This window comes from Micromonospora sp. MH99 (assembly GCF_021442385.1).
Classification (GTDB): Bacteria; Actinomycetota; Actinomycetes; order Mycobacteriales; family Micromonosporaceae; genus Micromonospora.
The window spans coordinates 94,500-106,174 of sequence record NZ_MUZA01000017.1 but is presented as its reverse complement, the minus strand read 5'-3'; the positions used below and the strand labels follow the sequence as shown (position 1 = coordinate 106,174).

10 protein-coding genes and 1 pseudogene are annotated in these 11,675 nt (G+C 72.9%); 8 read left to right on the top strand and 3 right to left on the bottom strand.

Features of this window, described 5'->3' with window-relative positions; translation table 11 throughout:
- Positions 1–169 precede the first annotated feature (169 nt).
- The gene (locus B0E54_RS12350; protein WP_234583476.1) at positions 170–1,189 is read right to left on the bottom strand and encodes a glutathione S-transferase family protein; all 1,020 of its coding nucleotides are present in this window, start codon (positions 1,187–1,189) and stop codon (positions 170–172) included.
- Positions 1,190–1,305: 116 nt separating this feature from the next.
- Here B0E54_RS12350 and B0E54_RS12345 point away from each other — a divergent pair, with 116 nt between their 5' ends.
- The 8 genes and pseudogenes from B0E54_RS12345 to htpX all read left to right on the top strand — a co-directional run bounded on the left by B0E54_RS12345 (position 1,306) and on the right by htpX (position 9,408).
- Complete coding sequence (locus B0E54_RS12345) at positions 1,306–1,734, top strand: ester cyclase (protein WP_234583475.1); 429 nt, start codon at positions 1,306–1,308, stop codon at positions 1,732–1,734.
- 160 nt (positions 1,735–1,894) lie between these two features.
- Positions 1,895–2,549 (top strand): annotated as a pseudogene (locus tag B0E54_RS12340) (NADH-quinone oxidoreductase subunit I); the annotation flags it as partial.
- A 15-nt stretch (positions 2,550–2,564) separates the two neighbouring features.
- Positions 2,565–3,116 carry an NADH-quinone oxidoreductase subunit J gene (locus B0E54_RS12335; RefSeq protein ID WP_234583474.1) on the top strand — a complete coding sequence of 184 codons (552 nt, stop codon included), beginning with the start codon at positions 2,565–2,567 and terminating at the stop codon, positions 3,114–3,116.
- Entirely contained in the window at positions 3,113–3,466 is a 354-nt protein-coding gene (gene nuoK, locus B0E54_RS12330; protein WP_234583473.1) for an NADH-quinone oxidoreductase subunit NuoK, read from the top strand. The genes B0E54_RS12335 and nuoK overlap by 4 nt, the downstream gene beginning before the upstream one ends.
- Positions 3,463–5,397 (top strand): NADH-quinone oxidoreductase subunit L, encoded by a 1,935-nt coding sequence (locus tag B0E54_RS12325; protein ID WP_234583472.1) that lies wholly within the window; start codon positions 3,463–3,465, stop codon positions 5,395–5,397. The genes nuoK and B0E54_RS12325 overlap by 4 nt, the downstream gene beginning before the upstream one ends.
- Entirely contained in the window at positions 5,394–6,902 is a 1,509-nt protein-coding gene (locus B0E54_RS12320) for a NuoM family protein (protein ID WP_234583471.1), read from the top strand. The genes B0E54_RS12325 and B0E54_RS12320 overlap by 4 nt, the downstream gene beginning before the upstream one ends.
- Positions 6,903–6,942: 40 nt before the next feature.
- Complete coding sequence (locus B0E54_RS12315; RefSeq protein WP_234583470.1) at positions 6,943–8,421, top strand: NADH-quinone oxidoreductase subunit N; 1,479 nt, start codon at positions 6,943–6,945, stop codon at positions 8,419–8,421.
- Positions 8,422–8,532: 111 nt separating this feature from the next.
- Positions 8,533–9,408, top strand: coding sequence for a zinc metalloprotease HtpX (htpX, locus tag B0E54_RS12310; protein WP_234583469.1), 876 nt, complete (start codon positions 8,533–8,535; stop codon positions 9,406–9,408).
- Between the two features lie 61 nt (positions 9,409–9,469).
- On the opposite strand, the gene B0E54_RS12305 is transcribed toward htpX, so the two are convergent.
- A complete protein-coding gene (locus B0E54_RS12305; RefSeq protein WP_234583468.1) occupies positions 9,470–10,663 on the bottom strand; it encodes a hypothetical protein in 1,194 nt (397 codons plus the stop codon).
- Positions 10,663–11,505 carry a DUF6065 family protein gene (locus tag B0E54_RS12300; protein ID WP_234583467.1) on the bottom strand — a complete coding sequence of 281 codons (843 nt, stop codon included), beginning with the start codon at positions 11,503–11,505 and terminating at the stop codon, positions 10,663–10,665. Before B0E54_RS12300 ends, B0E54_RS12305 begins: the two co-directional genes overlap by 1 nt.
- Positions 11,506–11,675: the final 170 nt, after the last annotated feature.

Below are 11,675 nucleotides of genomic sequence, written 5' to 3'. Positions count from 1 at the left end.
GGCTGCCCGCCGCCCGCCGCGCCCGGCTGCCCGCCGCCCGCCCCCGCCGCGTCGATCATGGAGTTGTGGTGGGTGACAAAACGCCTGTCTATTCCCCCAATCGGGCACCACAAGTCCATGATCGACGAGGCCGGCCGCCCGCGCGGGACTGCGGCCGGGGCGGGAGGGGTCAGCGCAGCGGGGTGTGCGCCGGGTCGACCGGCTCGGCGGGGGGTGGGGGCGGGGTGCCGTCGCCGAAGGGGCGGCCGCCGAGCGCTTCGCGGCCGTGCGGGGTGACCCAGTTGGACAGGTCGGGGCCGAGCGGCACGATTCCGGTCGGGTTGATGTCGCGGTGCACCTCGTAGTAGTGCCGCTTGATGTGGTCGAAGTCGATGGTGTCGCCGAAGCCAGGGGTCTGGAACAGGTCCCGGGCGTACGCCCACAGCACCGGCATCTCGCTCAGCTTCTGCCGGTTGCACTTGAAGTGGCCGTGATAGACCGGGTCGAAGCGGACCAGCGTGGTGAACAGCCGCACGTCGGCCTCGGTGATGGTGTCACCGACCAGGTACCGCTGGTCGGTCAGCCGCTCGGTCAACCAGTCCAGCCGGTCGAACAACCGGTGGTACGCCTTGTCGTACGCCTCCTGGCTGCCCGCGAAGCCGCACCGGTAGACGCCGTTGTTGACGTCGCGGAACACCACGTCGTTGACCTCGTCGATCTGCTCCCGCAGGTGCTCGGGATAGAGCTGGGGGGCGCCGTCGCGGTGGTACGCGGTCCACTGGGTGGACAGGTCCAGGCTCATCTGCGCGTAGTCGTTGGTCACCACCTGCCCGGTCGGCACGTCGATCATCGCCGGCACGGTGATGCCGCGGTCGTAGTCGGGGAAGCGTTTGAAGAACGCCTCCTGGAGGCGCTCGATGCCGAGCACCGGGTCCCGCCCACCCGGGTCGAGGTCGAAGGTCCAGCTCCGGGCGTCGTGGGTCGGGCCGGCCACCGCCATCGAGATGGCGTCCTCCAGGCCGAGCAGCCGTCGCACGATGATCAGGCGGTTGGCCCACGGGCAGGCTCGGCTGACCGCCAGCCGGTACCGGCCCGGCTCGACCGGGTAGCCGTCCCGCCCGTCCGCGGTGATCCGGGTGGCGATGTACCGCTGGTCCCGGGTGAACTCGCCACCCGGCTCGACGTACTTCCCGCCTGTTTCCTCGCCCACGTCATCCTCCGGTCTGTTGCCGCCTCCGTCTCATCCTCGCGGATCTTCGGTCCGGCCGTGCGGTGCGACTCAACCTGGCCCGGCTCGGGGCCGGCCCGCCCGGATACCCTGCCGGCATGACGGATGTGGAGGCGGCGGCCCGGCGCTTCATCGCCGACGTGTGGAACGCCCGCCGGGAGGAGTCGGCCCACGAGTTGATCGCCGAGGAGTGCCCCGGCCTGGGTGGGACCGGCCCGGAGGCGACACTGGCCTGGCACCGCGAGCGGCGGGCGGCCTTCCCGGACCTGCGCTATAAGATCGTCGACGTGGTCGCCGCCGGCGAGCGGGTGGCCGTGCACTGGCGGGCGGCCGGCACCCACGCCGGGCAGTTCGGGCCGGTGCCGCCGACCGGCCAGGTCGTCAGCTACTCCGGGGCGACGTTCCTGCGCTTCGACACGGCGGGCCGGATCGTCGAGGTGTGGAGCTGCAACGAACTGTTCCAGCTGCTCCAGCAGTTCGGCGTCGAGATGCTCCCACCGACGGTCGTCAACGGACCCGGGGCGTGATCCGGCTGATCGGCAGGTTGATCGGGAACGGTTCGCCGGTGTCGACGAACTTCGTCCACCGCCCCGTCTCGGCGTACACCTCGTTCATGGCGTCCCCGCGACCACCGTACCGCCGTGGACCTGTGGGTGGTGGTCGCGCGCGCCGGGGCCACAGGGCAGGATGGTCCACATGACCGACTCCAGCGAGCACGGCGATCCGGCGGGCGGCGCCACCGAGCGCGGCCTGCCCGGCGCGGGCCTGGTCAAGGGGCTGGCGGTCACCCTCAAGACGATGACCAGCCGCTCGACCACGCAGCAGTACCCGGACGTCGCCCCCGAGCTGCCGCCGCGCTCGCGCGGAGTGATCGCGCTGTCGGAGGAGAACTGCACGGTCTGCATGCTGTGCGCCCGCGAGTGCCCGGACTGGTGCATCTACATCGATTCCCACAAGGAGGAGGTGGCGGTGCCCGGCGCCGCCCGCCCCCGCCAGCGCAACGTGCTCGACAAGTTCGACATCGACTTCTCGCTCTGCATGTACTGCGGCATCTGCATCGAGGTCTGCCCGTTCGACGCGCTCTACTGGTCTCCCGAGTTCGAGTACGCCGAGTACGACATCAAGGACCTGCTGCACGACAAGGACCACCTCGGTCAGTGGATGGCCACGGTTCCACCCCCGCCGGCGCACGACCCGAACGGCGAGCCGGCCAAGGAGGAGACCGCGGCGGCCCGCAAGGCCGCGCGTTCGATCCCACCCGCGGTACGCCCCGACGCCGACCCGGGTCCCGCGTCGTGAGGGGACACGTCGTGACGGGACACGTGGTGACGGCCCGACCCGGCGAAAGGGCGGCCCGGTGACCGGCGCGGATCTGCTGCTGCTCGCCCTGGGCGCGGTCGCGGTGGGCGCCGGCGTGCTGGTGGTGACCACGAAGCAGCTGGTCCGGGCAGGGCTCTACCTGGTGGTCTGCCTGGGCGCGTTGGCCGGCGACTATCTGGTGCTCGGCGCCGAGCTGGTCGCCTGGGTGCAGGTGCTGATCTATGTGGGCGCGGTGGTGGTGCTGCTGTTGTTCGCGGTGATGCTGACGCGGGCCCCGATCGGAGCCTCCGACGATCTGGACCGGCCCGGCTGGCCCGCCGCGCTGATCGGTGGCGGCGCCGGCCTGGGGTTGAGCGTCCTGCTGGTCGACGCGTACCGCTGGAGCACCGTCACGATGCCCGGCGCGGGCACGGCCGAGCGGCTGGGCGAGCAGATCTTCACCTCCTGGGTGCTGCCGTTCGAGGTGCTGTCCGTACTCTTGCTGTCCGCCCTGGTGGGCGCGGTGGTGCTGTCCCGTCCGGACATCGGCCGGCGCGGCGACGACGCCGAGGCGTCGGCGGGGAGCTTGACCTCCGGGGGGCGTCGGTGAGGCCCGTCATCCCGTACGTCACCGCGGCGCTGCTGTTCGGCCTCGGCGTGTACGGCGTGCTGCGCCGACGCAACGCCGTGCTGGTGCTGATGGCTGTCGAGTTGATGCTCAACGCGGTGAACCTCATCCTGGTCACGGCGGACACCACGGTCCGCGCGGTGCTGCCGCACTCCGGTCAGGTCTTCGCGCTGTTCGTCATCGTGCTCGCCGCCGCGGAGATCGGGGTGGGGCTGGCGATCGTCCTTCAGCTCTACCGCCTGCGGGCCACAGTGGCGGTGGATGACGTGGCGTTGACCGAGCCGCCGGTGCCCGCGCGGCCCGTCGGCCAGAGCGCGGAGGCGGCTCGGTGACCGGGCTGCTCGGGGCGGCGCTGCCCGCCGTACCGCTGGTTGCCGGCCTGCTCGGTCTGCTGCTGCCGCCGGCCCCGCGTCACCCGGGGGGTGCGGCCGGCGGTGACCGGGCCCGCACGGCGGCCGTGACGATCGGCGTCGCCGGGGCCGCCGGCGCGCTGGCGTTGGCCGTCGCCCTGCTGGTGACGGTCGACGGTCCGACACAGACGTCGACGACCTGGGTCGACATCGGCGGGCTGCGGGTGACCCTCGGCGTACGCCTGGACGGCGCGGCCGCGCTGGTCGCCGTCGCGGTCGCCGCGGTAGCCCTGGCCGTGCAGGTCTACTCGATCGGCTATCTGCGGCGCGGCCCCCACGACGACGTCGACGTCGACCACCGCTACCCGCCGTACGCCGCCCAGATCAGCCTCTTCACCGGCGCGATGCTGCTCGTGGTGGTCTCCGGCGACCTGATCATGCTGCTGGTCGGCTGGGAGGTGATGGGCCTCTGCTCGTACCTGCTCATCGCCCACGACCGCCGGCTCGCGGGCGCACCGGCCGCCGCGATGAAGGCGTTCCTGGTGACCCGGGTGGGTGACGTCGGCTTCCTGCTCGGCATCGCGGTGCTCGGCGTGTCGACGGGCAGCTTCCGGATCGCCGACGTGCTCGCGCACGACCACTCCGGCGCGACGCTGACCGCCGCCGGCCTGTTGCTGCTGGCCGGGGTGGCGGGCAAGAGCGCGCAGTTCCCGCTGCACACCTGGTTGCCGGACGCGATGGCCGGCCCGACGCCGATCTCCGCGCTGATCCACGCCGCGACGATGGTGGCCGCCGGGGTGTACGCGGTGACCCGCCTCTACCCGCTGTTCACGGCGGCTCCGGTCACGTTGACGGTGCTCGGGGTGCTCGGCGCGATCACCCTGCTGCTCGGGGCGCTCGCCGCCACCGCCCAGGACGACATCAAGCGGGTGCTGGCCTGGTCGACCGTGTCCCAGCTCGGCTACATGACCGGCGCGCTGGCCGTCGGCTCACCGTCGGCGGCGCTGTTCCACCTGCTCACCCACGCCGCGTTCAAGGCGTTGCTGTTCCTCGCCGCCGGCGCGGTGATCCACGCCGTGGGCACCACGCTGATGTCGGAGATGGGTGGTCTGCGGCGCAGCATGCCTGTGACGTTCTGGTGCACCGTGATCGGCCTGGGGGCCCTCGCCGGTGTGCCGCCGCTGGCCGGCTTCTGGAGCAAGGACGGCGTGTTGACGGTCGCCGAGTCGGCCGCGCTGGAGGGCACCGGGCCGGCGCCGTCGTGGGTGGGTTGGTTGGTCTGGCTGGCCGGGTTGCTCGGTGTGGCGATCACCGCCTGGTACGCGGGCCGGCTGCTGCTGCGGGCCTTCTTCGGCGAGCCCCGGCTGCCGCTGGTCACGCCGCACGATCCGCCGGCGGTGCTGCGGTGGCCGGTGCTGCTGTTGGCCGTGCCGGCCGCGCTGCTCGGCCTGGCCGGGTTCGTGGGCGCGTTCGCCGACCGGCTGCGGTTCGCGACCGTGCCGGTCGCCGGCGCGGAGGACGGCCTGGTCCACGTCGGTCCGGCGCTGCTGCTGCCGCTGGCTCTGCTGGCGGTCGGCGCGGGGTTGGTGTGGGTGCGCTGGCAGCGCGACCGGGCCGCCGATCCCGCGACCGCGCTGGGTCCGCTGCGGCCGGTCTTCGCCCGCGCGTTCCGGCTCGACGACGTCCAGCACACCCTTGTCGTACGCCCCGTCCGGGCGCTGGCCCGCCTCGCGCGCAGCGGCGACGAGGTGGTGGTCGACGGCGCCGTCGAGGGCAGCGGCCGGGCCGCCTCCGGCCTGGGCGCCGGGCTCGCCGCGCTGCACCGGGCGGCGCTGCCCCGAGCCGCCGCCGGTGTGCTGGCCGGCGCCCTGCTGATCGGCCTGGCCGCCGCCGTGCTGGGAGTTACCCGATGACGTTTGGGCAGGTTCTGCTGGTCGCCGTGCTGGTGGTGCCGGCGGTGGGCGCGGTCGCGGTGGCGGCGACGCCCCGGGACCGGGCCGCACGGATCATCGGGACGATCGCTGCGGCGCTGACCCTGCTGGCCGCCGTGCCGCTGGTGTTCGGTGGGCGCGGGTGGTTCGCCTGGTCGGCCGGTACGCCCGCGGTGCGTCCGTGGCACCAGGTGGACCTGCCCTGGGTGCCCGGCCTGGATCTGCGCTTCCACCTCGGCGTCGACGGCATCTCCTGGCCGCTGGTGGTGCTGACCGCGCTGCTGACCCTGCTCTGCTGCGCGTACACGGTGTGGCGGGTGCCGGACGGCGGCAGCGGCCGGGCGTTGGTGGCCCTGCTGCTGGTGGTCGAGGTGGGCATCCTCGGCACGTTCCTCGCCCTGGACCTGGTGCTGTTCTTCCTCTTCTTCGAGGTCGTCCTGCTGCCGATGTACGCGATCATCGCCGGCTGGGGTGGCGCGGACCGGCGGCGGGCGGCCCGCAAGTTCGCGCTCTACACCCTCTTCGGGTCGGTGCTGCTGCTGGTCGGCGTGTATGTCGTGGTCGCCGCGGCGGGCACCGCCGACGTGGTCGCGTTGACCGGTGGGGGCGGGCTGTCCCGGGGCACCCAGTTGACGGCGTTCACGCTGCTCGCGCTCGCGTTCGCGGTGAAGAGCCCACTCTGGCCGCTGCACTCCTGGCTGCCCGACGCGCACACGCAGGCCCCGACGGTGGGCAGCGTCGTGCTGGCGGGTGTGCTGCTCAAGATGGGCACGTACGGGCTGATCCGGGTGGCGGTGGGGGTGGCGCCCGAGGGCGCCCGCTGGGCTGCCCCGGTGCTCGGGGTGCTGGCGGTCGCCGCGATCCTGATCGGTTCGCTGGTCTGCCTCGCCCAGTCCGACGTGAAGCGGCTCATCGCGTACTCCAGCGTGGGGCACATGGGTTTCGTCCTGCTGGGCGTCGCCACGCTGACCGCCACCGGCATCCAGGCGGCCCTGATCGGCAACGTCGCGCACGGTGTGATCACCGGCCTGCTGTTCTTCCTCGCGGGTGCCGTGAAGGACCGTACCGGCACGGGTGCGCTCGCCGAGCTGTCCGGGCTGCGGGAGACCGCGCCCCGGCTGGCGGGCCTGCTGGCGTTCGCGGCGATCGCGTCGCTCGGCCTGCCCGGGCTGGCCGGCTTCTGGGGGGAGGCGTTCGCGGTGGTCGCGGCGCTCCAGGTGGGCGGTCCGCTGTGGATCACCCTCGGGGTGCTGGCGGCGGTCGGTGGCGCGCTCACGGCGGCGTACTTCCTGCGGTTGTTGCGCCAGGTCACCCACGGCCGGCCGAGCCCCGCGGTGGGTCGGGTCGGGGCCGGTCTGGCCGGCGCGGAGCTGACCGCGTGGGCGCCGCTGGTGCTGCTCGCGCTGGCCATCGGCCTGGTTCCGGCGCTGGTCCTCGGCGTCGCCGAGGCGCCCGTCGACGCCCTGATCGGGGTGATCTCCCGGTGAGCGCGGCGCAGCGGGTGGACGCGAACGAAGGCAGGCCCTGATGAGCGCCGTGCAGAGCGTGGACAGCGTGGCGTTGCTGCCGGCGTACCTGGCGGCCGGCACCGCCGTACTCGTGCTGATCATTGATCTTGTGGTGGCGCGACCTCGGGCCACTGTCGCGGTGGCCGCGCTCGGCGCGCTCGCCACCGCGGTCGGCGCCGCGGTGGTCGGCGCGGGCGGCGAGCGGCGCACCTTCTGCGTCGGCGGCGACTGCTCCTGGGTCTTCGGCGGGCGGGCGGCAGTGGTCGCCGCCGTGGTGGCGCTGCTCACCCTCGGTGTGCTCGGGCTGTCGGTGCCGGCGCTGCGGGCCGGGCGGTCGCCGGTGGGGGAGTACGCCTTCCTGCTCGCCTGCTCGATGACCGGCGGTGTGGTGCTCGGCGCGGCCGGCGACCTGATTACCCTGATCGTGGCCCTGGAGACACTGACCCTGCCGCTGTACGTGCTGGTCGGCCTGCGGCGGGGCAGCCTGGCCAGCGCCGAGGCTGCGGTGACGTTCTTCGTCGTGAGCGTGGTGGCCACCACTGTCACCCTGCTCGGCGCGGCGCTGCTGTACGCGGTGACCGGTTCGCTGCACCTCGATCGGCTCGGTGCTCTGCTGGCCGAGCGGTCGGAGCTGCGCGACCTGCCGCTGACCAGCGCCGCCGGGGCGCTGCTGCTGCTCGGGCTGGCCTTCAAGGTGGCGGCGGTGCCGTTCCACGCCTGGGCGCCGGCCACCTACGACGGCGCCCCGCTGCCGGTGGCCGCGTACCTGTCGACGGCGTCGAAGCTGGGTGGCCTCGTCGCGTTGCTGGCCGTGGTGCAGCGGGCGCTGCCGGCGGACCAGACCGGCCCGGTGCTCGCCCTGCTGGCCGTGCTCACGATGACCGTCGGCAACCTGGTGGCGCTGCGTCAGCGGCGTACCGTCCGGCTGCTCGCCTGGTCCTCGGTGGCGCAGGCCGGTTACATCCTGGCCCCGCTGGGCGCGTTGGCGCTGGCCGCCGGCCGCACGGGCGAGGCGCGGTCCGCCGCGTACGCCGCCGCCGTGGCGTACACCGTCTTCTTCGTGGTGTTGGAGTTGGCCGCGTTCGCCGGGGTGACCGCGCTGCGCCCGGTGGGTGCGGACGGCGGCACGCTTGACGACCTGCGCGGGGCGGCCCGCCGACACCCGTGGCGGGGCGCGGCGCTCGGTCTCGCGCTGGTGGGTCTGGCCGGGTTGCCGCCGGGCCTGGCCGGGCTGTTCGCGAAGGTGACAGTGGTCCGGTCGCTGCTGGACGGCGGCGCGGCCTGGCTGGCGCTTGTGGTGGCGCTGAACGCGGTGATCGGCCTGGCGTACTACCTGCGGGTCACGGCCGCGCTGTGGGCGCCGACGGCGACGTCGGGTGGCGCGGCTCCGACCGTGCCGCTGGGGGGTGTGGTGGCGGCGGTGCTGGCGGTGGCCACGGTGACCGCCGTGGTGCTCGGCTTCGCCCCGCAGCTGGTTCTGGATCTCGCCGCCCGCTGACCTGCAACTCCAGTCTCAGTCAATTCTCAGCGTTGAGACGGATGGTTGACGGGTACCGGGTTGTTGAACCGGTCAGCGGATCCCGGCGATCCGTGCACCGAAGGAGAGATCGTGCACCACAACCGTCTGAAGACCGCCGCGCTGCTCGGTCTGCTCACCGCCCTGATCCTCGCGGTGGGCTACTGGTTCGGCGGCAGTGGCGGCCTGGTCATCGCCGTCCTCATCTCACTGGTCATGAACGGCATTTCCTACTTCTACTCCGACAAGCTCGCGCTGCGCTCGATGCGGGCGCAACCGGTCAGCGAGGCGCAGTTCCCCGAGCTGTACCGGATGGTGCGCGAACTGGCGACCGAGGCCCGGCAGCCCATGCCGCGCCTGTACGTCAGCCCGACCGCCCAGCCCAACGCGTTCGCCACCGGGCGTAACCCGCAGCACGCGGCGGTCTGCGTGACCCAGGGCATCACCGAGATCCTGGATTACCGGGAGCTTCGGGGTGTGATCGGGCACGAGCTGTCCCACGTCTACAACCGGGACATCCTGATCTCCAGCGTGGCCGCCGGTCTGGCCGGCATCATCACCTTCCTGGCCAACATCGCCTGGTTCATCCCGCTGGGCGGTGGGGACGACGAGGACTCGCCCAACCCGGCCGTCCTGCTGCTGACCCTGATCCTCGGCCCGATCGCGGCCACCGTGATCCAGCTGGCGATCAGCCGCAGCCGTGAGTTCCAGGCCGACCAGTCGGGCGCCGAGCTGAGCCGGGACCCGCTGGCCCTGGCCAGCGCCCTGCGCAAGATCGACGCGGTGGCCCGGCGACGCCCGCTGCCCGCCCAGGGCACGCTCACCAGCACCGCCCACCTGATGATCGCCAACCCGTTCGCCGGTGGTGCGGTGGCCGCCCTCTTCTCCACCCACCCCAAGATGGAGGACCGGGTCGCCCGGCTGGAGCGGATGGCCGCCAACTCGGGGCCGGTGCAGTTCCAGCGCTGACCCGCCGCACGCCGTACTCCACCCGCGTCCCCGCACGGACGCGGGTGGAGTCGTCTCCGGGTCACTCCGGTGCGGGCAGCCGGTCCGGACGGGTCAGCAGCACGACGGCGAGCAGGACCACGGCCGCGGTGAGGTACGACGCGGCGGGCGAGAGCACGGCGGCCACGCTCCCCAGCAGGAAGATGCCGATCCCCGAGGTGACGATGTTCGCCGCGACGATCGTCGCCTCGACCTGCCCCATCCGTTCCGGAGGGGCCATCCGGGCGAACGTGGCCTGCGCCCCGATCAACCAGCCGCCGCCCGCGCCGATCAACGCGTTGCCCACGGTCAGCGCCCACAGCGGCGCGTCGACGGCTACCAGCACACCGGTCAGCAGCAGCGCGCCGGCCAGCATCGCGGCGACCGCCACCTGGCCGGCCAGCCGACCCAGCCAGCCGGACCGGCCCACCACCAGGACGAAGACCGCCCCGCCCAGCGCCGACGCCGCCAGCACTGCGGGACGCCACGCCCCGGCGGCCAGGTCGGGAGCGAGGGTCTCCGGCAGCGCGCCGGACAACACCGTGGCCAGGGTGAGCAGGGCGACGCCCCGCAGCACGGGATGGCCGGCGATGATCCGGATGCCCGCCGTCGCCGGTGGACGCCTGCCGCGTACCCGGTGGGGGCGCTTCGGCAGTCCGGCCAGGACGACCGCGGCGATCAGGAACGAGGCGAGGTCGACCAGGAGCGCCACCCGGGATCCGAGGGCCACGGTCAGGCTTGCGCCCGCGAGCAGGCCGACCACCTGGCCCGACTGGTTGGCGAAGGCGCTGAGGCCGAACAACGGCAGCCGCAGCGGAGCGTCCACCGCCTCGGCGGCGACGGCCACGTTGACACTCGCGTACGCGGCCCGTACGGCACCGAGCAGGCCGGCCGCCACGATTGCCGGGACCGGCTGGGGGACCACCGCGGGCACGGCGATCAGCGCCGCGCCGGCGACTGACAGCCAGACCAGCAGGGTACGCCGGGCCGGAACGTCCAGCCAGCCGCTGAAGACAGTGGCGACCAGCAGGGCGGGCAGGGTGCGGGCGGCGTAGACCGCGGCTGGCCCGAGGACGGAGTTCGTCTGGTCGTAGGCGAGCAGCAGCAGTGCGGCCAAGCCTATGAAGTCCCCCAGCTCCGAGATGCCCCGGGCGATGACCAGTCGCGAGGCGACCGGATGCCGGAACAGTGCCCGGTAACCGGGGGGCGGCGTGAGCTGCTCGTCGGTTGTGGGCATCAGGTTGGCTGGTCCGCTTCCGTTACCCCGATCGGCTGATAGTTGGCGTTCTCCCGGACCCGGCGGGACTGTTCCCGGCGGTAGCTGCTGCGGATCTCCGGGTCCTGGCGGCGGCGGCGCAGCGCCACGAAGTCCGACCAGACGTCCTCCGGCCACGCCGGCAGCCCTTCCCCCGTGACGAGTTCGGCGTTGCGGAAGGCCTCCAGCGTCGAACGGTGCACAGGTTGCAGGCACATGAGAGGGATGTTCCGGTAGAAGCGCACCACCTGCCCCGCCTCGGTGAGTCGCAGGATGGTGGGCAGCAGCGAGGTGTACCAGTCGGTCTCCACTACGCCCTCGTACAGCTGGAGGCCGCGCTGGGCGGGCCAGTTCGGCGCGCTCCGGGCCATGAGGCACCAGCCCGGGGAGGTACGCGCGACAACGCCGGTGACCAGCTCGACTGTGTTGGCGGCGCGCGGGTCGGCGTCGAGGAACGGGATGCTGGCGCCGTACCTGTCGAAGATGTCCAGGTCGCCGCGGAACTGCTCCGGCGCCGCCTGCAACTGGTCGGCCGCGTCGGGCAGCTTCCCGTCGTAACCGCCGGCGAGCGAACGCCACTGGGTCGGCTCGTTCTCCGTCAGCAGGGTCCACTCGGTGTCCTGCCCGTCCCAACGCAGCGCGAAGTCGGCTGGCGGGTAGACGTACCAGCCGAGTCCCGAGGCGGCGGCGACCGGCGGGCACTGTTGGACGGCCCGGGCGGGCAGGGAGCCGCGCAGGCTGGGCGAGGCGGCTTCACTGGGTCTGGCGTCGCCGTACAGGGAATAGATCTCGACTCGCAGAGGTGCGGTGGTAGTCCCCGACATCGGACCTCCTGCCTCATCGTGCGGTGCCGGCGTATGGACCCAATTCGATCAGCAACCTACCCCCTTTGTGACCGCTCGGTCAGTCCCGACCTCCGTGCTGGTGTGAGCGGATCGACCGTCCACGGCCTGAGCTCGGGAGTTAGGGTCGACAGGGCTTCTACCCGTTACCT

Excerpts from the sequence above, each read along its gene's own strand:
- B0E54_RS12315 (WP_234583470.1), top strand. The coding sequence starts at position 6,943 with ATGAGCGCCGTGCAGAGCGTGGACAGCGTGGCGTTGCTGCCGGCGTAC.
- B0E54_RS12305 (WP_234583468.1), bottom strand. The coding sequence starts at position 10,663 with ATGCCCACAACCGACGAGCAGCTCACGCCGCCCCCCGGTTACCGGGCA.
- B0E54_RS12345 (WP_234583475.1), top strand. The coding sequence starts at position 1,306 with ATGACGGATGTGGAGGCGGCGGCCCGGCGCTTCATCGCCGACGTGTGG.
- B0E54_RS12320 (WP_234583471.1), top strand. The coding sequence starts at position 5,394 with ATGACGTTTGGGCAGGTTCTGCTGGTCGCCGTGCTGGTGGTGCCGGCG.
- B0E54_RS12300 (WP_234583467.1), bottom strand. The coding sequence starts at position 11,505 with ATGTCGGGGACTACCACCGCACCTCTGCGAGTCGAGATCTATTCCCTG.